General features: G+C 71.4%; 27 protein-coding genes and 1 tRNA gene. 12 read left to right on the top strand and 16 right to left on the bottom strand.

What is annotated here, in order from left to right:
- Nucleotides 1-99 precede the first annotated feature (99 nt).
- From mutA to meaB, 3 genes are read left to right on the top strand one after another with little or no spacing between them, the layout of a single operon-like run.
- A complete protein-coding gene (gene mutA / locus G4X40_RS13710; RefSeq protein ID WP_277833266.1) occupies nucleotides 100-2013 on the top strand; it encodes a methylmalonyl-CoA mutase small subunit in 1914 nt (637 codons plus the stop codon).
- Nucleotides 2014-2015: 2 nt separating this feature from the next.
- Nucleotides 2016-4289 carry a methylmalonyl-CoA mutase gene (scpA, locus tag G4X40_RS13705; RefSeq protein ID WP_277833265.1) on the top strand — a complete coding sequence of 758 codons (2274 nt, stop codon included), beginning with the start codon at nucleotides 2016-2018 and terminating at the stop codon, nucleotides 4287-4289.
- Nucleotides 4290-4302: 13 nt separating this feature from the next.
- Nucleotides 4303-5289: a methylmalonyl Co-A mutase-associated GTPase MeaB gene (meaB, locus tag G4X40_RS13700; RefSeq protein ID WP_277833264.1), complete on the top strand. Its 987-nt coding sequence runs from the start codon at nucleotides 4303-4305 to the stop codon at nucleotides 5287-5289.
- A 12-nt stretch (nucleotides 5290-5301) separates the two neighbouring features.
- On the opposite strand, the gene G4X40_RS13695 is transcribed toward meaB, so the two are convergent.
- The 9 genes from G4X40_RS13695 to G4X40_RS13655 form a co-directional block, all read right to left on the bottom strand.
- Complete coding sequence (locus G4X40_RS13695; RefSeq protein WP_277833262.1) at nucleotides 5302-5868, bottom strand: peroxidase-related enzyme; 567 nt, start codon at nucleotides 5866-5868, stop codon at nucleotides 5302-5304.
- Between the two features lie 41 nt (nucleotides 5869-5909).
- The gene (locus G4X40_RS13690) at nucleotides 5910-6929 is read right to left on the bottom strand and encodes a nucleoside hydrolase (RefSeq protein WP_277833261.1); all 1020 of its coding nucleotides are present in this window, start codon (nucleotides 6927-6929) and stop codon (nucleotides 5910-5912) included.
- A complete protein-coding gene (locus G4X40_RS13685) occupies nucleotides 6926-7411 on the bottom strand; it encodes an OsmC family protein (RefSeq protein WP_277833260.1) in 486 nt (161 codons plus the stop codon). Before G4X40_RS13685 ends, G4X40_RS13690 begins: the two co-directional genes overlap by 4 nt.
- Before the next feature lie 29 nt (nucleotides 7412-7440).
- Nucleotides 7441-8841 carry a CoA transferase gene (locus tag G4X40_RS13680; protein WP_277833258.1) on the bottom strand — a complete coding sequence of 467 codons (1401 nt, stop codon included), beginning with the start codon at nucleotides 8839-8841 and terminating at the stop codon, nucleotides 7441-7443.
- Nucleotides 8838-9242: a DUF2784 domain-containing protein gene (locus tag G4X40_RS13675; RefSeq protein ID WP_277833257.1), complete on the bottom strand. Its 405-nt coding sequence runs from the start codon at nucleotides 9240-9242 to the stop codon at nucleotides 8838-8840. Before G4X40_RS13675 ends, G4X40_RS13680 begins: the two co-directional genes overlap by 4 nt.
- Before the next feature lie 103 nt (nucleotides 9243-9345).
- Nucleotides 9346-9825 (bottom strand): bacterioferritin, encoded by a 480-nt coding sequence (gene bfr / locus G4X40_RS13670; RefSeq protein WP_277833256.1) that lies wholly within the window; start codon nucleotides 9823-9825, stop codon nucleotides 9346-9348.
- Between the two features lie 65 nt (nucleotides 9826-9890).
- Nucleotides 9891-10103 carry a (2Fe-2S)-binding protein gene (locus G4X40_RS13665; protein ID WP_277833255.1) on the bottom strand — a complete coding sequence of 71 codons (213 nt, stop codon included), beginning with the start codon at nucleotides 10101-10103 and terminating at the stop codon, nucleotides 9891-9893.
- Between the two features lie 118 nt (nucleotides 10104-10221).
- Nucleotides 10222-11172 carry an NAD(P)/FAD-dependent oxidoreductase gene (locus tag G4X40_RS13660; RefSeq protein WP_277833253.1) on the bottom strand — a complete coding sequence of 317 codons (951 nt, stop codon included), beginning with the start codon at nucleotides 11170-11172 and terminating at the stop codon, nucleotides 10222-10224.
- Nucleotides 11173-11208: 36 nt separating this feature from the next.
- Nucleotides 11209-12054 carry a class I SAM-dependent methyltransferase gene (locus G4X40_RS13655; protein WP_277833251.1) on the bottom strand — a complete coding sequence of 282 codons (846 nt, stop codon included), beginning with the start codon at nucleotides 12052-12054 and terminating at the stop codon, nucleotides 11209-11211.
- Nucleotides 12055-12102: 48 nt separating this feature from the next.
- On the opposite strand from G4X40_RS13655, the gene G4X40_RS13650 reads away from it, so the two are divergent.
- Nucleotides 12103-12684 carry a helix-turn-helix domain-containing protein gene (locus G4X40_RS13650; RefSeq protein WP_277833249.1) on the top strand — a complete coding sequence of 194 codons (582 nt, stop codon included), beginning with the start codon at nucleotides 12103-12105 and terminating at the stop codon, nucleotides 12682-12684.
- Nucleotides 12685-12898: 214 nt separating this feature from the next.
- Nucleotides 12899-13189, top strand: coding sequence for a hypothetical protein (locus tag G4X40_RS13645; RefSeq protein ID WP_277833247.1), 291 nt, complete (start codon nucleotides 12899-12901; stop codon nucleotides 13187-13189).
- A gap of 9 nt (nucleotides 13190-13198) precedes the next feature.
- Here G4X40_RS13645 and G4X40_RS13640 read toward each other — a convergent pair whose 3' ends face one another.
- Entirely contained in the window at nucleotides 13199-14458 is a 1260-nt protein-coding gene (locus G4X40_RS13640) for a sensor histidine kinase (protein ID WP_277833245.1), read from the bottom strand.
- A gap of 162 nt (nucleotides 14459-14620) precedes the next feature.
- Here G4X40_RS13640 and G4X40_RS13635 point away from each other — a divergent pair, with 162 nt between their 5' ends.
- Nucleotides 14621-15265 carry a response regulator gene (locus G4X40_RS13635; RefSeq protein ID WP_277833244.1) on the top strand — a complete coding sequence of 215 codons (645 nt, stop codon included), beginning with the start codon at nucleotides 14621-14623 and terminating at the stop codon, nucleotides 15263-15265.
- 103 nt (nucleotides 15266-15368) lie between these two features.
- Here G4X40_RS13635 and G4X40_RS13630 read toward each other — a convergent pair.
- Nucleotides 15369-15454: transfer RNA gene (locus G4X40_RS13630), tRNA-Leu, on the bottom strand.
- 272 nt (nucleotides 15455-15726) lie between these two features.
- Between G4X40_RS13630 and G4X40_RS13625 the strand changes: the two genes are divergently transcribed.
- Both G4X40_RS13625 and G4X40_RS13620 read left to right on the top strand, forming a co-directional pair.
- Nucleotides 15727-17031, top strand: coding sequence for a M20/M25/M40 family metallo-hydrolase (locus tag G4X40_RS13625; protein ID WP_408642214.1), 1305 nt, complete (start codon nucleotides 15727-15729; stop codon nucleotides 17029-17031).
- A 47-nt stretch (nucleotides 17032-17078) separates the two neighbouring features.
- The gene (locus G4X40_RS13620; protein WP_277833240.1) at nucleotides 17079-17609 is read left to right on the top strand and encodes a YbhB/YbcL family Raf kinase inhibitor-like protein; all 531 of its coding nucleotides are present in this window, start codon (nucleotides 17079-17081) and stop codon (nucleotides 17607-17609) included.
- Nucleotides 17610-17672: 63 nt separating this feature from the next.
- On the opposite strand, the gene G4X40_RS13615 is transcribed toward G4X40_RS13620, so the two are convergent.
- The 4 genes from G4X40_RS13615 to G4X40_RS13600 form a co-directional block, all read right to left on the bottom strand.
- Nucleotides 17673-18062, bottom strand: a complete 390-nt coding sequence (locus G4X40_RS13615) for a hypothetical protein (RefSeq protein ID WP_277833239.1) — start codon at nucleotides 18060-18062, stop codon at nucleotides 17673-17675.
- Nucleotides 18059-19141 carry a quinone-dependent dihydroorotate dehydrogenase gene (locus G4X40_RS13610; protein WP_277833237.1) on the bottom strand — a complete coding sequence of 361 codons (1083 nt, stop codon included), beginning with the start codon at nucleotides 19139-19141 and terminating at the stop codon, nucleotides 18059-18061. The genes G4X40_RS13615 and G4X40_RS13610 overlap by 4 nt, the downstream gene beginning before the upstream one ends.
- 10 nt (nucleotides 19142-19151) lie before the next feature.
- Nucleotides 19152-19328 (bottom strand): DUF5703 family protein, encoded by a 177-nt coding sequence (locus G4X40_RS22970; protein WP_408642213.1) that lies wholly within the window; start codon nucleotides 19326-19328, stop codon nucleotides 19152-19154.
- Between the two features lie 128 nt (nucleotides 19329-19456).
- Complete coding sequence (locus G4X40_RS13600; protein ID WP_277833234.1) at nucleotides 19457-20437, bottom strand: YncE family protein; 981 nt, start codon at nucleotides 20435-20437, stop codon at nucleotides 19457-19459.
- A 306-nt stretch (nucleotides 20438-20743) separates the two neighbouring features.
- Between G4X40_RS13600 and G4X40_RS13595 the strand changes: the two genes are divergently transcribed.
- The 3 genes from G4X40_RS13595 (at nucleotide 20744) to G4X40_RS13585 (ending at nucleotide 24879) form a co-directional block, all read left to right on the top strand.
- Entirely contained in the window at nucleotides 20744-21118 is a 375-nt protein-coding gene (locus tag G4X40_RS13595) for a hypothetical protein (protein ID WP_277833233.1), read from the top strand.
- Nucleotides 21119-21241: 123 nt separating this feature from the next.
- Nucleotides 21242-22975, top strand: coding sequence for an ABC transporter ATP-binding protein (locus G4X40_RS13590; RefSeq protein WP_277833232.1), 1734 nt, complete (start codon nucleotides 21242-21244; stop codon nucleotides 22973-22975).
- Nucleotides 22972-24879, top strand: coding sequence for an ABC transporter ATP-binding protein (locus tag G4X40_RS13585; protein WP_277833231.1), 1908 nt, complete (start codon nucleotides 22972-22974; stop codon nucleotides 24877-24879). The genes G4X40_RS13590 and G4X40_RS13585 overlap by 4 nt, the downstream gene beginning before the upstream one ends.
- Nucleotides 24880-24924: 45 nt before the next feature.
- Here G4X40_RS13585 and G4X40_RS13580 read toward each other — a convergent pair whose 3' ends face one another.
- A complete protein-coding gene (locus G4X40_RS13580) occupies nucleotides 24925-25881 on the bottom strand; it encodes an aldo/keto reductase (RefSeq protein ID WP_277833229.1) in 957 nt (318 codons plus the stop codon).
- A 95-nt stretch (nucleotides 25882-25976) separates the two neighbouring features.
- Between G4X40_RS13580 and G4X40_RS13575 the strand changes: the two genes are divergently transcribed.
- Nucleotides 25977-26684 (top strand): histidine phosphatase family protein, encoded by a 708-nt coding sequence (locus tag G4X40_RS13575; protein ID WP_277833228.1) that lies wholly within the window; start codon nucleotides 25977-25979, stop codon nucleotides 26682-26684.
- Nucleotides 26685-26716 lie beyond the last annotated feature (32 nt).

Raw genomic sequence — 26716 nt, 5'->3', positions numbered from 1 at the left:
CTAGCAGACGCTTGTTTGGTTTCGGTCGGGTCCGGTGGACGAAAAACCGTGGCAGACCTGGCGCGAAGCCCGTGCTGTGCTCCGTCTAACATCGGCAGAATGACGACGGACTCGACGACGAGCGCGGCCACGAGCGGCGCACCGAGCAGAGAGCGGGACGCGGACCGGACACGGTCCTACGCGGACTGGCAGCGAGCCGTGGCGGGAGTGCTGGCGAAGGCGCGCAGGGTCAACGTCTCCGAACTCCCGGCACAGCCGGAGACCCTTCTCGAGACCACCACGTACGACGGCGTGACCGTGGCGCCGCTGTACACGCGCGCCGATGAACTCGGTGAGCCGCCGCTGCCGGGAGCCTTCCCGTTCGTGCGCGGCCGCGACGCCCAGCGCGACGTCAACGTCGGATGGCTGGTCGCCCAGCAGTTCGGTCACGGCGAGCGCAGTGCCGCCGCGGTCAACGAGTCGATCCTCTCGGCGCTGGAGAGCGGCGTCAGCGCGCTGCGGCTGTCCGTCGGCGCCGGTGCGGTCGCCACCTCCGCGCTGGCCGACGCGCTCGCCGGGGTACTGCTGGACCTCGCTCCGGTGACCATCGACGCCGGGGCGGAGGCGCGCGCCGCGGCCGAGGCGCTGTTCGCCCTGCTGGACACCCGGGAGATCGCCGAGCGCGAGTCCGTGCGGGTCGGCCTCGGCGCCGGTCCGCTGACCGACGAGTTCGGCGCCCGCCCCGGGATCGGCCTGGCCGAGACCGTGCAGCTGGCGCAGCGCGCGACCGAACGCACCGAGCAGATCCGTGCGATCACCGTGGACGGCACGGTCTTCCACGACCGCGGTGCCGCGGACGCGCAGGAACTCGGTGCCGCGATCGCCGCCGGCGTCGCCTACGTGCGCGCGCTGACCGCGGCCGGTCTGTCCCCGCAGCAGGCGCTGGGGCAGATCGAGTTCCGCTTCGCCGCCACCGACGACCAGTTCGAGACCATCGCCAAGTTCCGCGCGGCCCGGACCCTGTGGGCGCGTGTGGCGCAGGTGTGCGGGGCCGCCGAGTCCGGCGCCGCGCCCCAGCACGCGGTGACCTCCTCGGCGATGATGACGCAGCGCGATCCGTGGGTGAACATGCTGCGCACCACGCTGGCCGCGTTCGGCGCGGGCGTGGGCGGCGCCGACTCGGTGACCGTGCTGCCGTTCGACGCCGCACTGCCCGCGGACGCACGGACGGTCTCGAAGTCGTTCTCCGAGCGCATGGCCCGCAACACCCAGCTGCTGCTGCTCGAGGAGTCCCACCTCGGACGGGTGCTCGACCCCGGCGCCGGCTCCTGGTTCATCGAGTCGCTGACCGAGCAGCTCGGCCAGACCGCGTGGGCGTTCTTCCAGCAGATCGAGGCCAGCGGCGGATACGACGAGGCGCTGCGCTCCGGGCTGATCGCCGAGGCGATCGCGCGGACCCATGAGCAGCGGGCCGCGGACATCGCGCACCGCCGCACCGCCGTCACCGGCGTCAACGAGTTCCCGAACCTCGGTGAGGCCGCCCTGGCGGGCACCGGGTCGGTGTCTTCGGCGGGCAGCCACGTCGTCCGCTACGCGGCGGACTTCGAGGCGCTGCGGGACCGGTCGGACGACCACCTCGCGGTGACCGGTGCCCGTCCGCGTGCGCTGCTGGCCACGCTGGGCTCGGTCGCCGAGCACAATGCGCGCTCGACGTTCGCGGCCAACCTGCTCGCCTCCGGCGGCATCGATTCCGTCAACCCGGGGCCGCTGGACGTCGCCGGCATCGCCGACGCGGTCGCGGCCGCGGGCAAGCCCGCGGTGGCGGTGATCTGCGGTAGCGACAAGCAGTACGGCGCACTGGGCACCGAGGCCGTGGCCGCGCTGCGCGCCGCGGGCGTGACCCACGTGGTGCTGGCCGGGCCGGAAAAGGCACTGGCGGGCGCGACCACCGACCTTCCCGACGGATTCGTCACCGCGCGGATCGACGCGGTCGCGACCCTGTCCGGGCTGCTCGACATCCTGGGAGTGAAGTGAGCATGACCGACAATTCTCCGACTCGAACCTCCTCCGGGATCGGCAGTTTCGCCGATGTGCCGTTGCACGACCCGGACGCCGCGGTCACCGCGGCACCGACCGTCGCGGCGGCGTCCGCGCTGAGCGAGACCGCCGCGAAGGCCAACGGTTACACGGCCGACGACGTCGTCTGGTCCACCCCGGAGGGCATCGACGTCAAGCCGGTGTACGTGCGGGCCGACCGCGACGAGGTCGAGGCCCAGGGCTATCCGCTCGACACCTTCCCCGGCACGTCCCCGTTCCTGCGAGGGCCGTACCCGACGATGTACGTCAACCAGCCGTGGACGATCCGCCAGTACGCGGGCTTCTCCACCGCCGCCGAGTCCAACGCGTTCTACCGCCGCAACCTGGCCTCCGGCCAGAAGGGCCTGTCGGTCGCGTTCGACCTGGCGACCCACCGCGGCTACGACTCCGATCACCCGCGCGTGCAGGGCGATGTCGGCATGGCGGGCGTCGCGATCGATTCGATCCTCGACATGCGCCAGCTCTTCGACGGCATCGATCTGTCGAAGGTGTCGGTGTCGATGACGATGAACGGCGCGGTGCTGCCGATCCTGGCGCTGTACGTGGTCGCCGCGGAGGAGCAGGGCGTCACGCCCGAGCAGCTGGCCGGAACCATTCAGAACGACATTCTGAAGGAGTTCATGGTCCGCAACACGTACATCTACCCGCCGAAGCCGTCGATGCGGATCATCTCCGACATCTTCGCGTACACGTCGGCGAAGATGCCGAAGTTCAACTCGATCTCGATCTCCGGGTATCACATCCAGGAGGCCGGGGCCACCGCCGACCTCGAGCTGGCCTACACGCTCGCCGACGGCATCGAGTACATCCGCGCCGGTCTCGACGCGGGCATGGAGATCGACCAGTTCGCGCCGCGCCTGTCGTTCTTCTGGGCGATCGGCATGAACTTCTTCATGGAGGTCGCCAAGCTGCGCGCCGGGCGGCTGCTGTGGAACGAGCTGGTCTCGGAGTTCGCGCCGAAGAACAGCAAGTCGCTGTCGCTGCGGACCCACTCGCAGACCTCCGGCTGGTCGCTGACCGCGCAGGACGCCTACAACAACGTCGCGCGCACCTGCGTCGAGGCAATGGCCGCCACCCAGGGCCACACCCAGTCGCTGCACACCAACGCACTCGACGAGGCCCTCGCGCTGCCCACCGACTTCTCGGCGCGCATCGCCCGCAACACCCAGCTGCTGATCCAGCAGGAGTCGAACACGGTGCGGCCGATCGACCCGTGGGCCGGTTCGAACTACGTCGAGTGGCTCACCCACCAGCTCGCCGAGCGGGCCCGCGCCCACATCCGCGAGGTCGAGGAGGCCGGCGGTATGGCGCAGGCCATCGGCCAGGGCATCCCGAAGCTGCGCATCGAGGAGGCCGCCGCCCGCACGCAGGCGCGCATCGACTCGGGCCGCCAGCCGGTGATCGGCGTCAACAAGTACCAGGTCGAAGAGGACACCGAGGTCGAGGTCCTCAAGGTCGAGAACTCCAAGGTGCGGGCCGAGCAGCTGGCCAAGCTCGAGAAGCTGCGCGCCGAGCGCGACCAGTCCGCGGTCGACGCGGCGCTGGCCGAGCTGTCCCGCGCGGCCGAGGCGACCGGCCGGGCCGGTGAGGAAGGGCTGGGCAACAACCTGATGGCGCTGGCGATCGCCGCGGCGCGGGTCAAGGCCACCGTCGGCGAGATCTCCGACGCGCTCGAGAAGGTGTACGGACGCCACCAGGCCGAGATCCGTACCATCTCCGGGGTGTACCGGGACGAGGCCGGCAAGGCCGGAAACATCACCAGGGCAACCGAACTGGTCGAGAAGTTCGCCGAGGACGAGGGGCGCCGTCCGCGTGTGCTCGTCGCCAAGATGGGCCAGGACGGTCACGACCGGGGACAGAAGGTGATCGCGACCGCGTTCGCCGACCTCGGCTTCGACGTCGACGTGGGCCCGCTGTTCCAGACCCCGGAAGAGGTGGCGCAGCAGGCAGCCGACAACGACGTCCACGTCGTCGGTGTGTCCTCGCTCGCCGCCGGTCACCTCACGCTGGTCCCCGCCCTGCGTGAGGCGCTCGCCGAGGTGGGGCGCCCCGACATCATGATCGTCGTCGGCGGCGTCATCCCCCCGGGCGACTTCGACGAGCTGTACGAGGCGGGTGCGGCGGCGATCTTCCCGCCGGGCACGGTCATCGCCGATGCGGCGTCGGGACTGATCGAGAAGCTCCGCGAGCAGCTCGGTCACGAGGCGTCTTGACGGTGGTGTCGTAGTGTCGCGCCCCCCGTTGGACATCGACGCGCTCGCCGCCGCCATCCGCGGCGGCGGGCGCGCCGAGCTCGCCAAGGCGATCACACTGGTCGAGTCGACCCGCGCCGATCATCGGGCGCAGGCCCAGCAATTGTTGTTGCGCCTGCTGCCGCATGCCGGCGGGGCGCACCGCGTGGGCATCACCGGCGTGCCCGGCGTGGGTAAGTCGACCTTCATCGACGCGCTCGGCATGCACCTGATGGAGCGGGGGCATCGGGTCGCGGTGCTGGCGGTGGACCCGTCGTCGACGCGCACCGGCGGGTCGATCCTCGGCGACAAGACCCGCATGGCGCGGCTGTCGGTCCAGCGCGACGCGTTCATCCGGCCCTCGCCGACGGCCGGCACCCTCGGCGGCGTGGCCAAGGCCACCCGCGAGACCATCGTGCTGCTCGAGGCCGCCGGCTACGACGTGATCCTTGTCGAGACCGTCGGTGTCGGACAGTCCGAGGTGACCGTCGCGAACATGGTCGACTGCTTCTGCTTCCTGACCCTCGCGCGCACCGGTGACCAGTTGCAGGGCATCAAGAAGGGTGTCCTCGAGTTGGCCGACCTGGTCGCGGTCAACAAGGCGGACGGCAAGTTCGTCATCGAGGCCAAGCGCGCCGCGCGCGAGTTGACCGGGGCGCTGCGGCTGATCTACCCGCACGACGCGATCTGGCATCCGCCGGTGATCACGATGAGCGGTCTCGAGGGCGACGGGCTCGACGAGTTCTGGGGCACCGTGCTGCGCCACCGCGAGGTGCTCGCCGAGGCAGGCGAATTCGAGGAGAAGCGGCGCAGCCAGCAGGTCGACTGGATGTGGACGATGGTGCACGACCAGATCCTGCAGCGTCTCGCCGACAACCCTGGCGTGCGGGACCTGCGCGGGAAGGTCGAGGAGCAGGTGCGGTCCGGCGAGCTGACCGCGGCGCTCGCCGCACAGGAGATCCTGGACGCCTTCGACTGCTGACGTGGCGGTCGGTCAACGGTCGACGTAGTGGTACTGCTCGTTCGGCATCTGACCGGTCGCGAGCGCCAGCCGGTTGGTGAACGCGTACATGGCGACGAGTTCGACGACGTCCCAGACCTCTTCGGTGCTCAAGCCGACTGCCGCGAGCGCGCGCAGATCGTCCTCCCCGACGGTGTGCGGTGCGCGCGTGAGCTTCTCGGCATAGGCGCAGATCGCGCGTCGGCGGTCGTCGAGATCCGCGTGGCGCCAGTTCACCGCGATCGCGTCGGCGGTGAACTGGTCGCCGAGCGCGGCGCGCAGCGCATGACCGTGCGAGATCACGCAGTAGGGGCACCGGTTGATCGCCGAGACCACCACGCCGATCATCTCCCGGTCGGCGGTGTCGAGGTTCGGCGTCGGTTCCTGCAGGGCCGAGAAGTGACGGAACCACGAAGAGAAACGCTCCGGGCGGTAGGCGTAGCCGCGGAACACGTTGGGCAGGAAGCCGACCGCCTGCTGCGCCTTGGCAAACAGCGAACGCAGGCCCTCCGGGATGTCGTCGTCCGAGGGAGTCGGGAAGAACCACGCGACCCGTGCCATGAAAGCTCCTTTCGCCTGTGCGTGCACCGTAGTTCGACGTTCTACAGACGGGAGGCGAAACCGCCGATCCGGTCGATCAGGTGCTCGAGGAACGCTTCCGGGTCCGCGCCGCAGACGATGTCGGCGTTGACCGGCCGGCCCCACAGGCCCACGCGGTCCGCGACGGTCTGGCCGCGGGTGAGCGTGCCGCGCAGTTCCACGTCGACCGTCGCCGGTCGGGTACGGGCGAGCGAGCGGTCGAGCGCGCAGGCCGCGGCGAACGGGTCGTGCATCTGGGCGAGCATGCCGTACCCGTGGTCGCGGTGGAAGTCGACATAGAACTCGATCGCCTCTCGCAGTCGGCGCAGCAGCGCGGTCCCGGCACGTTCGCCGTCGGTGCCGTCGGTGCCGGCGGTGGGTGGCGCCAGCCGGTCCAGGTGCGCGGGCGTCATCGCGATGGTCTCGGTGACGTCGAGCGGGCAGATCAACGGGCGTCGTCCGGCGGGCAGTCCGGAGAACGCGGCGAACACCTCCGCGGCGGCCTCCGGGTCGACGGCGATGTTCCATTCCGCGCACGCGGTGGTGTTGCCGGGGTGGTCGAACGCCCCGCCCATCACGACCAGCCGGTCGAGCAGCCGCGGCAGATCGGGTTCGAGACGGATCGCCAGCGCCAGGTTGGTCAAGGGGCCGGTCACCAGGCCGGTCAGCCGTCCGGGACTGCTCCGGGCCGTCGCCACCCACAGCTGCGCGGCCGTGCGACCGGAGACGACGCGACCCGACGGCGGGAGCTCGGCGTATCCGGTGCCGTGCGGCCCGTGGGTGTCCTCGGCGGTCCGCAGCGGCTGCGCCAGGGGGCCGGGGGCGCCCAGCGCCACCTCGATTGCCGGCGCGCGGCAGAGGTCGAGCCACGCGAGCGTGTTGGCGACGACCTGCGAGGTCGACACATTGCCTGCGGTGCAGGCGATCCCGGAGATCGGCAGACCCACGCCTCGGTCCTGGCAGGCCAGCAGGTAGACCAGCGCCACCGCGTCGTCGACGCCGGTGTCGACGTCGAGGATCAGCCCGCGCGGACCGGTCGTCACTCGTCCGGGTCCCGGCTGGCGACGGTCGTGCGGGGCGCGAGGCGGACCGGGAAGTTCACCGAGCGGGCGATGAAGCACTTGCCGTGAGCGGCCGTGTGCAGGCCGGACACCGCCGCGACCATCTCGGGCGACTCGACGGTGACCAGGGGCCGAAGCACCGCATCGACGAACTGCCCGGCGCCGTCGTCTTGCTCGCGCATCTGCCCGGTCGCGTCGTCGACGTAGCCGGTGACGACCACACCGGCGTGTGCGGCCAGGCCGAGGAACCACAGCATGTGGCATTGCGAGAGCGCCGCGAGCAGGAGTTCCTCGGGATTCCACCGGTCCGGGTCGCCCCGGAACGCCGGGTCGGAGCTGGCGAGCAGGATCGGCTTACCGGGGGCGTGGACGGTGTGGTCGCGGTCGAAGTCCCGGTAGCCGGACGTGCCCGATCCACGGTTTCCCGTCCACTCCACGGTCAGCTCGTAGTCGTGCAGGTGCATGCCGCCAGTATCGACCCGGGACCCCCGATTCACGTGGCGGTCGGCCAGCGCGCGTCGTCGGCGCCCCAGGTGTGCGCGGGCCAGGGGTAGTCGTCGTGGTCGGCGAGCGCCGGCCGGGCCGTCGTGAAGCGGTCGTGCGTGACGGTGGTGGCGGGTCCGGGCAGGGTGGCCGGCGGAGGCGCGGAGCGCCGTCCCGGTGCGTGCAGCAGCCAGGAGGCCGTGCCCGCCAACGACACCGACACCGCACGGCCGAGCCCGTCGCGTTCGCCGGCGAGCAGCGCGTCGAGGACCGCCGCCGCGAGCAGATATCCGCTCGCGTGGTCGAGCGCCTGGGCGGGCAGTGCACCCGGACGTCCCTGCGCGTCGGCCTCGATGGCGGCGATGCCGGAGGCGGCCTGCACCAGGGAATCGAAGCCGCGACGCCGCGCCCACGGTCCGTCGTCGCCCCAGGCGGTCACCCGCGCATGCACCCGCGGGGCGGTCGAGCCGACACCCAGCCGGTCGGGGGAGAGCAGCGGTTCCAACGCGCCCGGCCGGTAGCCGGTGACCAGCACATCGGCGTCGGCGACCAGGTCGGCGAACACCGCGGAGTTCGGCAGGGAGTGCAGGTCGAGCACCGAGGTCCGCTTGCCCTGGCAGGTGTCGGCCGTCTGCGCGGCCAGCTCGGCTGACTGCGGTGGATCGATGCGCAGCACGTCGGCGCCGAGCAGCGCGAGGCTGCGGGTGGCCACCGGGCCCGCGATCACCCGCGTCAGGTCGAGCACCCGCAGGCCGCGCAGAGGTACCGACGCGTCGGTGTCGCACGGCGCCGGTCGGCGCGCCGGTGCGGGCGTCGGCCGGGTGTGCACCCGCACGAGTGGCTGCGCGGAGCCTGCGCGGCCCGCATCCTCCGTCCGCCACTGTTCCGGCGTGCGTACCCGGACGACGAGCGCCCCGCCGAGCGCCGCAGCGTGCTCGAGGTCGTCGGCGCCGTGTCCGGCGATCGCGCGGACGGCGGCGCTGCGGTCGGCGTCCTCGGGCAGGCCGAGCACCGTGAGCAGCCGCGCGCGGTGGTGCGGATAGTTGGCGTGGGTGCGCACCCAGCCGTCGGCCGCGGCGAAGAAGCCGGACAGCTCGGCGAATCCGGAGACGGGCTCGCCGTCGAGCCGGAGCATGCGGTCACCGCAGAACGACGCCGCGATCCGGTCCGCGTGCAGTGGTGCGACGGACACCGGCAGGCCCCGGGCGACGCGGACCCGGTCGGCTGCATCGGCGAACGCGGCGACCGCGCCGAATGCCAGCGCGGCGACGGGCAACCGCGCGGCGAGCAGGGTGCCGGGATCGGGGAAACGGTCCGGGTCGGGGTCCGCGTGCCGGTCGACGGTGGCCGCCGCGCACCGTTCGTACTCGCGCAGCAACCCGGCTGCGGGCGTTCCGACGCCGATCCTCATCCGTGCAGGTTACTGTGCTCGACCGGATCGGCCTCCCGATCGCGCCGGTGACCCCGGCGCCCGAGCCAGAGGTACCCCGCCCAGGACACCGCGACCGTGACGGCGGCGAGGATCCGCACCGCGGTCAATGCGTCCGCGGGATACAGGACCCCGGTGATGTAGTGCGCGATGAACCCGCCGTCGAGGGTGGACTCGCCGGCGCGGCGCCGAGCCCAGTTCTCGACGGCGGTGAGCGGACAGTCGAACCCGATCAGCACCGATCCCGCGCCCCACGCCGCGGCGAGCAGGTGCGCGGTGATGGTGCGACGCCACCGCCAGGCCACGAAACCGCCGAACACCACATACAGCACGAAGGCGTAATGCACTGTCGCAGTGAGCGTGTCGATCGCACGGTAGACCATCGTCGGCTCTTCCTGTGCCCGCCCGGCGGGGACGGACGCTGCTCACCTGACAGCGTAGTCGCGCGGGCAGCCCTGGCCGGGGGATCAGGACACCGCCGGGCGATCAGTCGGTCGGGGGATCGAGGTGCTGGGCCAGATACAGCGGCTCGCCGAGTTGGTCGAGCAGTTCGAGTTGCTGGTCGAGGTAGTCGATGTGGTCCTCTTCGTCCTCGAGGATCTTCTCGAACAGCCGGGCCGAGGTGATGTCGGAGACCGACCGCATGTGTTCGATGCCGCGGCGCAGACGGTCGACCGCCGCGGCCTCGATCTGCCGATCGGATTCGAACATCTCCCGCACGGTCTGGCCGATCGAGATGGTGCCGAGCCGCTGATAGTTCGGCAGTCCCTCGAGGAAGATGATCCGGTCGGTGAGCCATTCGGCGTGGTGCATCTCGTCGATGGACTCGGCCCGAGTGTGCGCCGCGAGCTTCGACCAGCCGCGGTGTTCCTGCATCTTCGCGTGCAGGAAGTACTGGTTGATGGCGGTGAGCTCCGCGGTCAGCTGTTCGTTGAGGAACTCGATGACCGTCTTGTCGCCTTGCACTGTGCGCCTCCCACGGGCCGGATCCGATGGATGACCGTCGGCCGGTGTGTGCTGACGCAGACGGATCAGCCGGCGATCTTGAGGTCGATATTGCCAGCCTCGTCGTCGGCTGCGCGCAGGATCGCGCAGATCTTCTTCACACAGCTGCCGCAGTCGGTCCCGGCGCCGCAGCGCTTGCCCACCTGAAGGGGAGTGCGCGCTCCCGCGGTGATGTGATCCTCGATGTCCGTGGTGGTCAACGCGTGACAGATGCAGACGTACACGGGCGGATCCTTCACAACTCAATACGTTAGGTTAGGGTGCCCAAACCCTACAGGACCCGACCCGAGGTTGTCACCGGGCCGTCCCAACGGGCGAGCACACCGGCCGCCGCGAGGTGACGCACGCGGCCGTCCGTCACCGAACCGGGGCGGCCCCGGCCCGGGCGGCCACCGCGGCGTCGGCGTCCTCGGTCACCAGGTCCGCGTTGATCGCGACCCCTGCGGCCAGTCCCGCCCCCGCGGCGACCGCCACCATCGCGCTGAGGTCGTCGACGTTGCCCGCCGCCCACACGCCCGGCAGGTCGGTCTGCCCGGTCGGCCCGGCGGCGAGGAACGATCCCATCGGATGGTCCGTGACGGTGCCGCCGAGCTGTTCGTAGAGCTCCGCGCGCGCCGTGAACCGCGGCGCCACCGCCAGCGCGTGCTCGCGCCCGTTCGCGAGCACCACGGACCGCAGCGCGCCGTCTGCCGCCAGCACGCGGTCCACCGGGCCGTCGACGATCTCGACGTCCAGCGCGGCGAGGCGCTGCGACGACAGCGGGTCGATCTCGTCGAGTTCGTGGCGGAAGAGCGTGACGGTGTCGGTGAGCTGCCGGAACACCAGGGCCTGGTGGATGCTCATCGGCCCGGTGCCGAGCACACCGATCCGCCTGCCGCGGACCTCCCAGCCGTGGCAATAGGGGCAGTGCAGGACGGTCCTGCCCCAGAGTTCGCGCACCCCCGGCACGTCCGGCAGTTCGTTGGTCAGGCCGGTGGCCAGCAGCAGGCGCCGCGACCGGACCCGCGCGCCGTCGGCGAGACCGACCTCGAATCCGTCCTCGGTGCGCCGGGCGGTCACCGCGCGGCCGGAGATGATCCGCGCGCCGAAGTGCTCGGCCTCGCGGCGGCCGTCGGTGAGCAGTCGGGTGGGCGCGATGCCGTCGTGCCCGAGCACGTTGTGTGCGCCGGCGGCGGGCGCGTTGCGGGGGGTGCCGTCGTCGACGACGAGGACCGAGCGCAGCGATCGGGCCAGCGCGACCGCCGCACTCAGGCCGGCGGGGCCGCCGCCGACGATCGTCACGTCACAGCACAGGTCGGGAGGGTTCACCTTGGATCCTTCGGGTCGGGTCGAGGGGCCGGGCGGTCAGGGGTGGTGCGCGACCCACACGGTCCGGCGGGCGTCCGCCGCCAGGTCGTCGCGGTGCAGGACGCTGTCCGGGCCGTCGATGTCCAGCAGGCGGTCCAAGACACCGAGATCCTCGGCGGACAGCATGTCGGACAGCCCGGTGCGGTAGCGGTGCAGGGTGGCGCGCGCGTACTGCGCCAGGCCGGACGGGGCGGGATCGTCGGCGGCGTCGAAGGTGCGCTGCTCGACGGGGGTGAATCCGGCGGCCTCCAACTGCGCGCGCCAGTTCGGGTGGACGTCGAACTCGTGGGACTGCGCGGACGCCTGGTGGCAGCGGGTCTCCAGTCCGGGCCGGCCCAGGCCGATGTCGTCGGGCAGCACGCGTGGCAGTGCATCCATCTCGACGGCCGCGAACGCGCCTCCGGGAACGAGCGCGGCGTGCACGTCGCGCAGTACCCGGTCCGGGTCGGCGACGTGGTGCAGGGACAGTGCCGCCCAGGCGAGGTCGACCTGGCCGACCGGCGGCCAGGACTCGTCGAGGTCCGCAGCGACCGTGCGGACCCGGTCCGACAGTCCGTCCTCGTGTGCGACCTCGCCCAGGCGGTCGAGCATCACCGGCGAGGCATCGACGGCCGTGATCTCGGCAGTGGGGAAGCGGCGCGCCAGTGCGACCGTCCCGGTCCCGGTGCCCGCGCCCAGGTCGACGATGCGCCGCGTCCCGGCGGAGACCTGCCCGTGCACCCACTCGATGATCCGGTCGAGCATCGGACCGAACACCGCACCGTCGAGATCGAGGATCTCGGCGAGATCGGCGTCGTCGTGTGGGTGATGGTGGTGGCCCGGGTGGGCATGAGTGTGGGTCATGGGCTCCACCGTAGACGCAGCATGCTCATAACGCATAGCCTCTTGCGCATGACGCAAGAAGAGATGGACCTGGAGGCGATCGTGCGGCGGCGCATCCGCGGACTACGGCTGGCGCGGGGCTGGTCGCTCGACGCCTTGGCAGCCCGCTGCCACCTGAGCGCCTCCACGCTCAGCCGCATCGAGACCGGGCACCGGCGGATCGCGCTCGACCAGCTGGTGCCGCTGGCCCGCGCACTCGACACCACGCTCGATCAGCTGGTGGAGCCGGTCGAGGACGAGGACGTGATCATCCGTCCGCGGGCCGAGCGCGCGGCGGGCACGACCACCTGGATGCTCACCCGCGAGGGTGCGTTGGTCACGGCTGCGAAGATGCGGTTCACCGCCGACCGGCCCAGCGGCCCGGGCCATCAGCGGGTCCATCCCGGCCGCGAATGGTTCACCGTGCTCACCGGCACCGTCCGGCTGCACCTGGGGGAGCGGACCATCCTCGTGCGCGAGGGCGAGGCCGCCGAGTTCTCCACGATGGTCCCGCACTCGGTCGGCGCCCACGAAGGGCCGGCGGAGATCCTGTCGATATTCGACCGCGACGGTGAACGCGCCCACCTGCACGGGGCCGACGGCCACCGCTGACGGCCGGTCGGCGGGGCACGGGGCACGGGTGCGCCGGGCCCGGATCCACGTATCCACCGATCGGGGGAGGCACGTGTGGACCACGTATCCCCCCGCGGGTGGACTGTGTGCGGCCCGCGCGGCGACGACGCTGGAAGCCGTGGTCGACGCACCGCCGACCCGACCCCACGATCCGGCCCCACGACGGGGGCCACCGACTTCCCGGAGGACACCCATGACCGCGCCGACCATCCAAGCCCCGCATACCGCCTTCGAACTCCCGGTCTACCGCCCCGCGGTCGCGCTGGTCGAGACCCGGTGGTTCGCGCTGCTGCACACGGCGGACTCGGTGCGCGAGGTGACTGCCGGGCAGCGGGCGCGGCTGGCGGCCGCGGGCTGGGAGATCACCCCCATCTACGAGGGCGTCACCACCTCGACGCTGCTCGCCGACAAGGACGGCCGCACCGTCGCGGTGAACGCCAACGCGACCGGCGCAGGCTCGTCGTTGTCGATCAGCGTCTGGTGACCGGACCGGTCACCGTGCGCCGACCGCCACCGGCCTGACCGTCAGCGGCACCCCGATCCACACGACGGTGCCACCCCGCGGCCCCGGTCCGGCCCGGAAGGTGCCACCCGCGGCCACCACCCGCAATTCGGTCGAGGCGAGGCCGATGTGGCCGCCCGCCAGGCTCTTCTCGCGCGCCTCGGCCGCGATGCCACGGCCGTCGTCGGCGACCGTGAGCACCGCGTCGTCGCCGTCCCGTTCGAGCGTCACCCGTGCAGACGACGCGCCCGCGTGCTTGACCACGTTCGTCAGCAGTTCCCGGGCGGCGGCGAACAGCAGATCGTCGACATCGGTGTGCAACGCGTCGGGCCACGCCGCGATCCGCGCCTCGGTGGGAAAGCCGCCGCGCGCCTCGGTGGCCCGCGCCAGATCCCGCAGCGCCCGCGCCAGCCCCAGCCGCTCGAGCACCGCGGGGTGCAATTCCGAGACCGTCGTGCGCAGCAACGTGGACGTCTCGGCGAGCGCGTGCTCGACCCGGGCCAGCAACTCCGGGTCCGGGCCGTGGTGGAGTTCGGCCAGATCGTGCCGGGCCGCGAGGACATACTGCAGCGCGCCGTCGTGCAACTGCTCGGACAGCGACCGGCGCTCACGCTGCTCGAGCCCGATCAGCTCGAGCAGCAGCGCGCTGCGGTCGCGCGCCAGCCGGCCGATGGTGCGCACCCGCGACCGCTGGATCGCCGAGAGCCGCACGGCCCCGGCCGACAAAAGCGCCATCGCGAGGGTGCTCATCGCGATGGACGACCACGGTTGCGCGTTGGCGTCGTCGGTGGCCCACGCGCTGAGCAGGAACACCACCACCGTCGGCGCGACCACGCCGAAGCAGACCAGTGGCCTCAGCTGGGTGCAGGCGAGGACCGGGATCACGAACAGTGCATACCCGAGGGTGTCGGCGGTCCAACTCTGCTGCGCGGCAAGGCCGGTCAGCAGCACCAGCGCGGCGACGACCGCCAGGTCGACGAACAACGTGAGCCACATGCGGTCCACCGTCGCCGGGCCGACCGAACGCGCCACCACGATCAGCGCGACCGTCCACGCCGCATAGCAGCCGAGGATCGCCCAGCAGGCTGGCGCGATCGGACTGTTCGGCGGAACCCACGCCAGCGTGCCGGCGAGGAAGACCACCAGCCCCCCGCGCAGCACCAGCTGCAGGCGGACACCGCGGTTGGCGTGCGCGAGCACGATGCGCCCGAGATCGGGACTGTCGCCGAGGTCCGCGGGTACCAGTGACATCGCTGCCTCCCCATCGCGTGCAGAAGTCACGGCAACGCTTCTACCTGCACTGATGCCGCGGATTCTAGCAGTTTGCGGGTCCCGTGGAGCCTAGACTGAAGCGGCTGACCGGCTGGTGTTGCGGACTTCGGCGAGGACGATGAGCGGCAGGTGGGACTGCGGATGGCGACGGATCGGCGGGTGCGGGTGGTGGTGGCCGACGACCATCCGTTCTTCCGCGACGGGGTGACACGGGGACTCGCCGGCAGCGGGCGGATCGACGTCGTGGCGGAGGCCGGCGACGGGCTCGAGGCGGTCGAGGCGATCCGCCGCGAGCAGCCGGACGTGGCGCTCGTCGACTACCAGATGCCGGGGCTGGACGGCATCGCGGTGCTGCACGCGGTGGTCCGCGACCGGTTGCCCACCCGTGTGGTGCTGCTCTCGGCGATCACCGACAGCGCGGTCGTGTTCGACGCGATCGAGGAGGGCGCGGCCGGATACCTCGGCAAGGACGCCGGCCGCGGCGAGATCGTCGACGCGGTCGTCCGGGCCGCCAAGGGACAGACGGTGATCCCCGTCGAGCTCGGTGCGACCCTCGCCGGTGAGATCCGGGCCCGTTCGCAACCCCGTGGTCCCACACTCAGCCCGCGCGAGAGCGAGGTGCTCCACGCATTCGCGCGCGGACTGACCATCCCGCAGACCGCGGCCGAACTGTTCATCGGGGCCAGCACCGTCAAGACCCATGCCCAGCGGCTCTACGAGAAACTCGGCGTCGGGGACCGGGCGGCCGCGGTCGCCGAGGGCATGCGGCGCGGACTGGTCGAATGAGATCCGCCGGACGGGGCGAGCAGCGCAACGACCAACCGGCACAACGACGAAGGCTCCGGTCCCTTGCGGGGCCGGAGCCTTCGTCGTCTGTCTCAACTCAGAGTGCGCGAGGGGGGACTTGAACCCCCACGTCCATTAATAGGACACTAGCACCTCAAGCTAGCGCGTCTGCCATTCCGCCACTCGCGCATGCACACTGTTCGCGCGCCGCTTCCGGCGTGCTGGATCAGCGTAGCCGATGGGTTCGGCCAGCCCCAAATCGCCCGGTAGGAGGCGCTTTCGGGGCGATTCACGCGGTGGTCGCGACGCGACCGGACGGCCGCGTCGCGGTGTTTCGACGGCGGTCCGGTCGGTGGTAGGAAAGGGTGGTGCCCGAACCCGATCACGACCTGCCCGGCCGCGTCCACCCGAGCCCTGTCCCCGCGAACGAAGGCGGCGCGAATCCCCTCGCGACGGACGAGGTGGTCGGCCTCGTCAGCGCGCTGATCCGCTTCGACACCTCCAACACCGGCGAGCTCGAGACGACGCGCGGTGAACGGGAGGCCGCCGAGTGGGTCGCCGCGCAACTCGAGGAGGTGGGGTACGAGACCACCTATGTCGAGTCGGGCGCGCCGGGCCGCGGCAACGTCTTCGCGCGGCTGGCGGGAGCCGACCGCAGCCGCGGCGCGTTGCTGCTGCACGGGCACCTGGACGTGGTCCCCGCCGAGCCCGCCGACTGGAGCGTGCACCCGTTCTCCGGTGCGGTCGCGGACGGCTACGTGTGGGGCCGCGGCGCCATCGACATGAAGGACATGGTCGGCATGATGCTGGCGCTGGCGCGCCGGTTCAAACGAGGCGGTGTGGTGCCGCCGCGGGACCTGGTGTTCGCCTTCCTCGCCGACGAGGAGGCCGGCGGCAAGTACGGCTCGCAGTGGCTGGTGGACAACCGGCCGGACCTGTTCGAGGGCATCAGCGAGGCGGTCGGCGAGGTCGGCGGATTCTCGCTGACCGTGCCCCGGCCCGACGGCACCGAACGTCGGCTGTACGTGGTCGAGACCGCAGAGAAGGGCCTCGCCTGGATGCGGCTGACCGCCACGGCGCGCCCGGGCCACGGCTCGTTCCTGCACGAGGACAACGCCGTGACCCTGCTCGCGGACGCCGTCTCCCGGCTGGGCAACCACACGTTCCCGCTGGTGGTCACCGACTCGGTCGCGGAGTTCCTGCGGGCCGTCGGCGACGAGACCGGCCTGGACTTCGACCCCCGCTCACCGGACATCGAGGGCATGCTCGCGAAGCTCGGCAGCATCTCCCGCATCGTCGGGGCGACCCTGCGCGACACCGCGAACCCGACGATGCTCAAGGCCGGCTACAAGGCCAACGTGATCCCGCAGACGGCGGAGGCGGTCGTGGACTGCCGGGTGCTGCCCGGCCGGCAGGCCGCGTTCGAGCGGGAGGTCGACGAGCTGCTCGGCCCGCACGTGCGACGCGAATGGATCACCCGCCTGGACTCCTACGAGACCACCTTCGACGGCGACCTGGTCGACGCGATGAACGCCGCGGTCCTCGCACACGACCCGAACGGCCGGACTGTGCCGTACATGCTCTCCGGCGGCACCGATGCGAAGGCGTTCGCGCGCATCGGGATCCGCTGCTTCGGCTTCGCACCGCTGCAACTGCCGCCGGACCTCGACTTCGCGGCGCTGTTCCACGGCGTCGACGAGCGGGTACCGGTCGACGCGTTGAAGTTCGGCACCGACGTGCTCGAACACTTCCTGCTGCACTGCTGAACCGCACCATCCCGTCCGCACCGACACGACTCGACGAAAGGCCCTCCATGTCACGCAATCCGTACGCCGATCTGCCCCAGCTGCCGACGTTCACGCTGACCTCCGCCGACATCACCGACGGCGGTCCGCTGGCCAAAGCGCAGGTCAGCGGGATCATGGGCGCAGGCGGTCAGGACGTCTCGCCGCAGCTTTCCTGGAGCGGCTTCCCCGCGGGGACGAAGAGTTTCGCGATCACCGTGTACGACCCCGACGCGCCGACCGCCGCCGGTTTCTGGCACTGGGCGGTCGCCGACATCCCGGCGAGCGTGACATCGCTGGTCGCCGGCGCGGGCGACGACGACGGCTCGGGCCTGCCCGCGGGAGCGCTGCAACTCAAGGGTGATGCCGGCGCCGCCCGGTACATCGGCGCGGCCCCGCCGGCCGGTCACGGCCCGCACCACTACTGGGTCGCCGTGCACGCGCTGGACGTCGAGTCGCTGGGACTGCCCGCGGAGGCGACCCCGACCTACCTCGGGTTCAACCTGTTCATGCACGCGATCGCGCGGGCGACGATCGTCGGCACCTACGAACAGAGATAGCCGCAGCGCACGGGGCCGGCGCGGGATCACCCGCGCCGGCCCCGTGTCGGTTCTCGCGGAGGTTCAGTTCGCGTGCCGGCGCAGCGACGCGCCCAGCCGCGGCCGGATCTTCGCGTCGATGCGGTGGATGACCAGATCGTCGGGGACCACGAAGGTCTCGTCGATCTCGGCAACCACGAGGTTTCGCCCGAACACCGAGGTGTCGAGCAGATAGTGGGTGTGCACCACCTCGCCGGTGACGGTGGCCGTCAACTCGCGGATCCCGCCGATCACCCGGAACTGCGGCCCGCGCTCGAGGCTGCGCCGCAGGTGCGCGCCCGACCGGCCGGTCTTGACCCCGACCTCGTAACGCACCGCATCGGCCGCGAACTGCACGGCGGAGGCGTCGTGGCTCACCAGCGCGTCGAGGTAACTGCGCGCGACGGCGATCCGCTGCTCGTCGGTGATGGTCATCGCTTGCTCGCTCCCTGGGGGCCGGCGCCGACGGCGTCGGCGATCGAGTCGAAGCCGCCCTCGCGGACCTTCGCGGCCAGGCCGCGGTGGATGCGCCGCATCCAGAACGGGCCGCCGTAGATGAAGCCGGTGTAGCCCTGGATCAGCGACGCCCCGGCGAGGATGCGTTCCCACGCCTGATCGACGGTCTCGATGCCGCCGACGGAGATGAGCACGATCCGGCCACCGACCCGGGCGTGCAGGCGCCGCAGCACCTCGAGCGACCGCTCGGCGACCGGCGCCCCGGACAGCCCGCCCGCACCGATCGCGCGGACCTCGGCGTCCGGGGTGCGCAGGCCGGAGCGGCCGATGGTGGTGTTGGTGGCGACGATCCCCGCGATACCCAACTCGACGGCGAGGTCGGCGACCGCGTCGACGTCCTCGTCGGACAGGTCGGGAGCGATCTTCACCAGGACGGGCACGTCGACCGCGTCCTGGACCGCGGACAGCAGCGGCCGGAGCGACTCGACGGCCTGCAGATCGCGCAGTCCCGGGGTGTTCGGCGAGCTGACGTTGACGACCAGGAAGTCCGCCAGCGGCCCGAGCAGGCGCGCGCTGTGCAGGTAGTCGCCGACCGCCTCCGCGGCGGGCACGATCTTGGTCTTGCCGATGTTGGCGCCGATGGGCACGGCGGTGCCGCGGCGGCGCAACCGGTTCGCGGCCGCGCCGGCGCCGTGGTTGTTGAAGCCCATCCGGTTGATCAGGGCACGGTCGGCGGGCAGCCGGAACAGCCGCGGCTGCGGATTGCCGGGCTGGGCCTGTCCGGTGACCGTGCCGACCTCGGCGTAGCCGAAGCCCAGCGCGCCCCAGACGTCGACGCCGGCGGCGTCCTTGTCGAATCCGGCGGCCAGGCCCAGCGGCGCGGGGAAGTCCAGTCCGAGGACCCGGGTGCGCAGCACCGGATCGTCGACGACCAGCACTCGCGCGACCAGCGCGCGCAGCGGGCCCCACGCGGTGACCAGGCGCATCGCGCGGAACGCGAGGTGGTGGATGCGTTCCGGCGACATCAGGAACATCACCCGGAGCAGCAGGCGGTACATCGCTTCTCTCCTATACGGCCGACGATGCGGCGGGCTGTGGTGGACGTTTGCGGCGCAGCAGGACCCGGCGGCTGCCGTCGGTGTACAGGCGCACCCGGGACAGCTCCCAGCCGCCGAACTCGGCCTGGATGGACAACCGCATCGACGCGCTGATCCGCGTCACGTCCGGGGGCAGCCGCAGCGGCAGGAACTCGTACTCGGGCGAGCTGGTGTCCCAGTCGGTGGGGGTCCGGCGCCGGGGCGCCGGCTTGCGAGCCCGCCGCGCGGTGCCCGCGTGCGGATGGTGCGCGCCCTGGTGATGCGGATCGGTCACGACTACCCCTTCGTCGGTATCTGCTCGATCCCGTCGCCCGCGGCGGACGCGACGTACAGGTCGCCGGTGGCCGGGTCGACCGCCACCGAATCCGGCTGACGGACCGTGTGGAAGCGCTGCTTCTCGACCGGGGTGCCCGTGGTGATGTCGTATCCGACGACCTCGTTGGTGCCGGTCAGCGTCAGCCAGACAAGCTGGGCCTTGTCGTCGTAGACGATGCCATACGGGGCGCCGGTGACGGGGAACTGTTGCCGCTCGAGCAGCGGGTCGACACCGAACACCATCAACTGGTTGCCCGCGGTGTCGGCGGCCAGCACCGCGCCGTTGCGCGCGACCGCGAGGTTCGTGGCGCCGTCGCCCACGCGCAGCGAGCCCTGGTTCTTGCCGGTGTCCGCGTCGAACTGGGTGATCGAGGTCTGCTTGCGGTCGAGGACGGCCAGATGGTTGCCGACCGCCACGATCGAGTCGGCCGACACCAGGCCGGTCAGGGTGCGCTGCTTCGCCAGGTACTGGTCGAGGACGTCGACGTCACCGTCGGAAGTGGCGACCGCGAAGCCGCCGCCCGGCAGTGCGGTCGCGTCGCGGCCGTCGCCGTCGATACGGCCCAGCCGCCGCGAACCGTTGCTCACGTCGACCAGTTCCAGCCGCCCTGGCAGCGGCACCAGCACCTGGCCGTCGGCGACCGACAGTTGCCCGGCCGGCGCGGGCAGCGGGTACTCGCGCGGCGCACGGGCCGGGTCGGTGGTGTCGAACATCAGCAGCCGGTTCGGCGCGGTCGCCGCGACGACCAGCGTGTGCGAGGCCGGGTCGACAACCGTCGACGACACCGCGACGCCGTTGCCGAAGACCGTGCCCACCGGGGGAGCGGTCACCGCAGGCGCGGACGCCGGGGTGGCCGGCTCGCGCGTCGGGACCCGGCTCGCCTCGTCCGTCGAGCATCCCGCCACCAGCGCCACGGCGACCAGCGCCGTCGCCGCAGTCATGAGCCGTCCGCTCACCCGCACCTCGTCACCCCATCTGTTCGTCCACCTGTGCCGGTCCGGGCACACGCTCGGGTGCCCGTTCGATCCCGGGCGTATCCACAAGCATCCCTGACGCCGCTCCGGCGCATGTGGACAGGTGCCCGGTTCGAGAGTGTGATCCGGATGTGAATCGGCCGTGGCCCCGCGCAGCATTGCCGGGGTGCGCGTGACCGGCGGTCCCTGCCGGGGAAGAATTGCCGGTGAAGAATCGCGGTCAGATGCCACGTCGGCCGGCCGAGCACCCGGCAGAAGGAGCGGAACAGTTCGATGAGCGACAGCGCGGAATTCCTCCACGACGGTGACCAGCAGGACTTCACGATCGACGACCTGTCCACCGGCCCGCACGCACACGGCTTCGGGCGCACCGGCGACGGGCGCACCTACGCGTTCCGGGTGCGGCGCAGCACCCTGCACCTGGAGATCTACCGCGCCGACGTGCGCTCGCCCGTCCCCGGCCAGGACGACGTCGAAGCGGTCGCGCAGTGCTCGGTCCGCGAGGTCGACCTGTCCGATGAGCGCAGCGTGGTCGCCGTCGTGCGTGACGCGGTCGCCGACGCCCAACCGGTCGACGGGGCCCCCGGCGACGGACTGACCGTGCGGGCCTTCCTCAGTCGGATCGGCTCGGTAATCGATGGCATGTGAGGTGGCAGGTGACCTCCGCCGGCCGGAAACCGCCAGGCCGCCACGACATGCGATCTGGATCACGTTTAGCCTGTTGCCCATGACTTTCCGAACGGTGCGCCGTGCGCGAGCGGGGGGCGGGGCGTGCTGACCGCGGTCCTGCGCACCTACCTGCGGCCCTACCGCCTGCAGCTGTCCGTGGTGATCGTGCTGCAGCTCGCGGCCTCGATCACCGCGCTGTTCCTGCCGACGCTGAACGCGCGGCTGATCGACGACGGCGTCGCGAAGGGCGACACCGGGTTCATCCTGAGCACCGGCGGGGTGATGGTCGCGATCACCTTCGGCCAGATCCTGTGCACGATCGGTGCGGTGTACTTCGGCGCGCGCGCGTCGATGGGCTTCGGTCGCGATCTGCGCGCGGGTATCTACCACGCCGTCGGCGGATTCTCCGACCAGGAGTTCTCGTCCTTCGGCGCCCCGTCGCTGATCACCCGCAACACCAACGACGTCAACCAGGTGCAGATGCTGGTGATGCTCACCTGCACGATGCTGGTGTCCGCCCCGCTGATGTGCATCGGCGGCGTCGTGATGGCGCTGCGCGAGAACCTCGACCTGTCCTGGCTGCTCGCCGTCTCCGTGCCGCTGCTGCTGCTCGCGATCACGCTGGTGATCACCCGGATGGTGCCGCTGTTCCGGCAGATGCAGAAACTCATCGACGCGGTCAACCGGGTGCTGCGCGAGCAGCTGACCGGTCTGCGCGTGGTGCGCGCGTTCGTGCGCGAACCGCTCGAGGGCGAGCGGTTCGCCAAGGCGAACTCGGACCTGACCGAGACCGCGCTGCAGATCGGCCGCTACCAGGCGCTGATGTTCCCGATCGTCATGCTGATCGTGAACGTCTCCTCCGTCGCCGTGCTGTGGTTCGGCGCGCACCTGATCGACGACGGATCGCTGCAGATCGGCCAGATGTCGGCCTTCCTGAACTACCTGATGCAGATCCTCGTCGCGGTGCTGATGGCCACGGTCATGGCCGTGCTCATCCCGCGCGCCGCGGTGTGCGCCGACCGCATCAAGGAGGTGCTCGACACCGTTCCGGCTGTCGACCGCCCCGCACAGCCGCAGACGCCGGCGACGCGCACCGGCACCGTCGAACTGCGCGGCGCCCAGTTCAGCTACCCGGGCGCCGAGACCCCGGTGCTGACCGACCTCGACCTCACCTGCGCCCCGGGCACGGTCACCGCCATCGTCGGCAGCACCGGCTCCGGCAAGTCGACGCTGGTCGGTCTGATCCCGCGCCTCTTCGACGTCACCGGCGGACAGGTCCTCGTCGACGGCATCGACGTGCGTCTGCAGGACCAGGACGAGCTGTGCGCCCGGATCGGCCTGGTGCCGCAGCAGGCGTACCTGTTCAGCGGCACGATCGCGAGCAACCTGCGCTACGGCAAGCGGGACGCCACCGACGAGGAGCTGTGGGAGGCGTTGCGCATCGCGCAGGCCGACGATTTCGTGGCCGAGCTGGCCGAGGGCCTCGAGGCGCCCGTCGCCCAGGGCGGTACGAACTTCTCCGGCGGACAGCGCCAGCGCCTGGCCATCGCGCGCGCCGTGGTCCGCCGGCCGCAGATCTACGTGTTCGACGACTCGTTCTCGGCGCTGGATCTGGGCACCGACGCGCGGCTGCGTCACGCGCTGCGCCCGACCGTGACGGAAGCGACGGTGATCATCGTGGGTCAACGCGTGTCGACCATCGCCGATGCCGACCAGATCCTGGTCCTCGAGGACGGGGTGACGGTCGGCCTCGGCCGGCACGAGGAGCTGGTCCGCACCTGCCCGACCTACGGCGAGATCGTGCGTTCGCAGCTGCCCGCGGAGTTGAGCGCATGAGCGCGCCGATGGGCGCCGGGGCGCCCGGTCAGAAGTCGAAGAACTTCCGTGCCGCGATGAAGCGGCTCGTCGAGCAGTTGCGTCCGGAGAAGACCCGCGCGATCGGCATCCTGGCGGTCACCGTCGCCAGCATCGTGCTGTCGGTGATCGGGCCGAAGATCCTCGGCCGGGCTACCGACCTGATCTTCGCCGGTGTGATCGGCCGCCAGCTGCCGCCGGGCATCAGCAAGGACCAGGCGGTGGCCGCGCTGCGCGCCGAGGGCAACTCGACCTTCGCCGACATGGTGTCGGGCATGAGCGTCACCCCGGGCCACGGCATCGACTTCGGCGCGGTCGCGAACGTGCTGGCGCTGGCGATGGCCGTGTACGTGCTGTCCTCCGTGCTCGCCTGGGCGGGGGCGTACCTGCTCAACATCGTCGTGCAGCGGACCGTCTACCGGCTCCGGGCCCAGGTGGAGGCGAAGCTGCACCGGGTGCCGCTCGGCTACTTCGACCGGCAGCCGCGCGGCGAACTGCTCAGCCGCGTCACCAACGACATCGACAACATCCAGATGACGTTGGGCCAGACGATGAGCCAGCTGGTCACCTCGGTCCTGACGGTCTTCGGCGTGCTGGCGATGATGTTCGTGATCTCGCCGACCCTGACCGGGGTGTCACTGATCGTGGTGCCGATCTCGTTCATCATCGTCGCGATCGTCGGCCGCCGGTCCCAGCGCCACTTCAAGGCGCAGTGGATGGAGACGGGCCGGCTGAACTCGCAGATCGAGGAGACCTACAGCGGCCACGTGCTGGTGCGCGTGTACGGCCACCAGGGCGAGGTCGAGCGCGACTTCGGCGACCGCAACCAGAAGCTGTACGAGGCCGGCTTCGGCGCGCAGTTCCTGTCCGGACTGATCATGCCGCTGATGAGTTTCGTCGGGAACCTGATCTACGTGGCCGTGGCGGTGATCGGCGGCCTGAAGGTCGCGAACGGGTCCATGTCGCTCGGCAACGTGCAGGCGTTCATCCAGTACTCGCGGCAGTTCAGCCAGCCGCTCACCCAGATCGCGTCGATGGCCAACAGCCTGCAGTCCGGCGCCGCGTCCGCCGAGCGGGTCTTCGAACTGCTCGACGAGCCGGAGCAGACCCCGGACCCCGAGGTGCCGGTCTCTCCGGGCCCTACCACCCGCGGCCGGGTCGAGTTCGAGCACATCTCGTTCCGCTACCAACCGGACACCCCTCTGATCGAGGACCTGTCGCTGGTCGCCGAGCCCGGCCAGACGGTTGCGATCGTCGGCCCGACAGGTGCCGGCAAGACCACGCTGGTGAACCTGATCATGCGGTTCTACGAACTCGACGCGGGACGGATCACCCTCGATGGGGTCGACGTGGCGCAGATGCGCCGGTCGGACCTGCGCGGCCGGGTCGGCATGGTCCTGCAGGACACCTGGCTGTTCGGCGGCACCATTCGCGACAACATCGCCTACGGACGGCCGGACGCGAGCGAGGAGGACATCGAACGCGCTGCGCAGGCCACGTTCGTCGACCGCTTCGTGCACACCCTGCCCGACGGGTACGACACCGTCATCGACGAGGAGGCCGGCAACGTCAGCGCGGGCCAGAAGCAGCTGATCACCATCGCCCGGGCCTTCCTGGCGCAGCCGTCGCTGCTGATCCTCGACGAGGCCACCAGTTCGGTCGACACCCGCACCGAGGCGCTGGTGCAGCACGCGATGGCGGCGCTGCGCAGCGACCGGACGAGCTTCATCATCGCGCACCGGCTCTCCACGATCCGCGACGCCGACCTGATCCTGGTGATGGAGAAGGGGCAGATCGTCGAGCAGGGCACGCACGCCGAACTGCTCGAGCGCGAGGGTGCCTACGCGCGGCTGTACAACGCGCAGTTCGTGGGTGCGATCAGCTGACCCGGCGCGGTGCCGGCCGGCCGAACGTGGCCGGCCGGCACCCCGTCACGGTGCGCTGACGTCGTCGAGTGCCGCGACGATCGCCGTCGGCAGCACCAGGTCCTCGGCGGCGAGGGCCCCGGTCAGCTGGGCGCTGTCGCGCGCGCCGACGATCGCCGAGACGACCCCGGGCCGGTCCCGGACCCAGGCCAGCGCGACGGCCAGCGGCGAGGTCCCGAGGCCGTCCGCGGCGGTGGCGACCGCCTCCACGACCCGCACCGCCGACCCGCGCAGATAGCCGTGCACCTCGTCGGCGAGCTGGTCGCTGGCGCCGCGCGAGTCGGCGGGCACGCCGTCGCGGTATTTACCGGTGAGCACGCCGCGGGCCAGCGGCACCGCCGCGAGCACGCCGACCCGGTGGTGGTCGGCGGCGGCGAGCAGGTCGTGTTCGATGTCGCGGGAGAGCAGTGAGTATTCCGCCTGCGCGGCGACCGGCCGGCAGTGCGGGAAGTCGCGCGCCGCGCCGGCGAGGGTGGCCAGCTGCCAGCCCAGGTGCCCGCGCACGCCGACATAGCGGGCCTTGCCGGCGAGCACCGCGGATTCGAGGGTGGCCGCCACCTCGTCTATCGGCGTCATCGGGTCCCACCCGGCGACGTGCCACAGGTCGAGATGGTCGGTGCCGAGTTCGCGCAGCGTCCCATCGAGCTGGCCGAGCAGCGCCCGACGGGAGCAGTCGATCAGGCCCTGCTGGCCGGAGCCGCGCGTGCCGTTGTCGATGCCGGAGGACGCGCTGAGCACGACCGCCGAGCGGGGGACCACATCGCCGAGCAGTTCGCCGAGCACCCGTTGCGCGGCGCCCTCCCCGTAGCCGGGGGAGGTGTCGACGAGGGTGCCGCCGGCCTCGACGAAGCCCGCCAGCTGCGCGGCCGCCTCGTCGCCGTCCGTCTCGCGACCCCAGGTGAGTGTGCCCAGCCCGACCCGGGACACCCGCAGGCCGCTGTCGCCGACGATCGCGTACTTCATTTCAGGAGCTCCACAAGTCCAGGACATTAACGGGACTGCACCTCGGGTGCGGTGATGCCACGCCGTCCGATCGGGTCACACCTACGCTGGTGGTCATGACGGTGATACTGCTGCGCCACGGGCGTTCGACGGCCAACACCTCGCAGACGCTCGCCGGCCGCAGCCCGGGGGTCGGGCTCGACGAGCGGGGCAGCGCGCAGGCGCGCGGTCTGGTCGGCCGGATGGCGGGTCTGCCGATCGCCGCGGTGGTGACCTCGCCGTTGCAGCGGTGCCAGGAGACGGTCGAGCATCTCGCGGACGCGCTGGCGCTCACCCCGATCCTCGACGAGCGTCTGATCGAGGTGAACTACGGCGACTGGACCGGCCGACGGCTCGAGGACCTGGTCAAGGAGCCGCTGTGGCGAGTTGTGCAGCAGCACCCCTCGGCGGCGGTGTTCCCCGGCGGGGAGGGGCTCGCGCAGGTGCAGGCGCGGGCGGTCTCCGCGATCCGCGAGCACGACGCGCGCCTGCGCGCCGAGCACGATGCCGACACGCTGTGGGTGGCCTGCAGCCACGGAGACGTGATCAAGGCGGTGCTGGCCGACGCGTTCGGCACCCACCTGGACGGATTCCAGCGGATCGTCGCGGAACCCTCGTCGGTGAGCGTGGTGCGCTACACCGAGACGCGTCCGTTCGTGCTGCACATGAACGACACCGGTTCCGACCTGTCGGGCCTGGCGCCGGCGCACAACGGCGCCCGCATCGAGGCGGAGACGAGCGGCGCGGCACGCGACTCCGATGCTGTGGTCGGCGGTGCGGTGTGACGCGGGAAGGTGCGGTGTGAGTCGGGAAGCGG

The organism is Speluncibacter jeojiensis, from assembly GCF_029589495.1.
GTDB classification, from domain to species: Bacteria; Actinomycetota; Actinomycetes; order Mycobacteriales; family Mycobacteriaceae; genus Speluncibacter; species Speluncibacter jeojiensis.
This window is presented reverse-complemented; position numbering and strand designations above follow the sequence as displayed.

What these genes read in the sequence shown, in the direction of transcription:
- mutA (WP_277833266.1), top strand. Translation starts at nt 100, where the DNA reads ATGACGACGGACTCGACGACGAGCGCGGCCACGAGCGGCGCACCGAGC.
- scpA (WP_277833265.1), top strand. Translation starts at nt 2,016, where the DNA reads ATGACCGACAATTCTCCGACTCGAACCTCCTCCGGGATCGGCAGTTTC.
- G4X40_RS13695 (WP_277833262.1), bottom strand. Translation starts at nt 5,868, where the DNA reads ATGGCACGGGTCGCGTGGTTCTTCCCGACTCCCTCGGACGACGACATC.
- G4X40_RS13685 (WP_277833260.1), bottom strand. Translation starts at nt 7,411, where the DNA reads ATGCACCTGCACGACTACGAGCTGACCGTGGAGTGGACGGGAAACCGT.
- G4X40_RS13680 (WP_277833258.1), bottom strand. Translation starts at nt 8,841, where the DNA reads ATGAGGATCGGCGTCGGAACGCCCGCAGCCGGGTTGCTGCGCGAGTAC.
- G4X40_RS13675 (WP_277833257.1), bottom strand. Translation starts at nt 9,242, where the DNA reads ATGGTCTACCGTGCGATCGACACGCTCACTGCGACAGTGCATTACGCC.
- G4X40_RS13655 (WP_277833251.1), bottom strand. Translation starts at nt 12,054, where the DNA reads ATGACCCACACTCATGCCCACCCGGGCCACCACCATCACCCACACGAC.
- G4X40_RS13650 (WP_277833249.1), top strand. Translation starts at nt 12,103, where the DNA reads ATGACGCAAGAAGAGATGGACCTGGAGGCGATCGTGCGGCGGCGCATC.
- G4X40_RS13645 (WP_277833247.1), top strand. Translation starts at nt 12,899, where the DNA reads ATGACCGCGCCGACCATCCAAGCCCCGCATACCGCCTTCGAACTCCCG.
- G4X40_RS13640 (WP_277833245.1), bottom strand. Translation starts at nt 14,458, where the DNA reads ATGTCACTGGTACCCGCGGACCTCGGCGACAGTCCCGATCTCGGGCGC.
- G4X40_RS13635 (WP_277833244.1), top strand. Translation starts at nt 14,621, where the DNA reads ATGGCGACGGATCGGCGGGTGCGGGTGGTGGTGGCCGACGACCATCCG.
- G4X40_RS13620 (WP_277833240.1), top strand. Translation starts at nt 17,079, where the DNA reads ATGTCACGCAATCCGTACGCCGATCTGCCCCAGCTGCCGACGTTCACG.
- G4X40_RS13615 (WP_277833239.1), bottom strand. Translation starts at nt 18,062, where the DNA reads ATGACCATCACCGACGAGCAGCGGATCGCCGTCGCGCGCAGTTACCTC.
- G4X40_RS13610 (WP_277833237.1), bottom strand. Translation starts at nt 19,141, where the DNA reads ATGTACCGCCTGCTGCTCCGGGTGATGTTCCTGATGTCGCCGGAACGC.
- G4X40_RS13600 (WP_277833234.1), bottom strand. Translation starts at nt 20,437, where the DNA reads ATGACTGCGGCGACGGCGCTGGTCGCCGTGGCGCTGGTGGCGGGATGC.
- G4X40_RS13595 (WP_277833233.1), top strand. Translation starts at nt 20,744, where the DNA reads ATGAGCGACAGCGCGGAATTCCTCCACGACGGTGACCAGCAGGACTTC.
- G4X40_RS13585 (WP_277833231.1), top strand. Translation starts at nt 22,972, where the DNA reads ATGAGCGCGCCGATGGGCGCCGGGGCGCCCGGTCAGAAGTCGAAGAAC.
- G4X40_RS13580 (WP_277833229.1), bottom strand. Translation starts at nt 25,881, where the DNA reads ATGAAGTACGCGATCGTCGGCGACAGCGGCCTGCGGGTGTCCCGGGTC.
- G4X40_RS13575 (WP_277833228.1), top strand. Translation starts at nt 25,977, where the DNA reads ATGACGGTGATACTGCTGCGCCACGGGCGTTCGACGGCCAACACCTCG.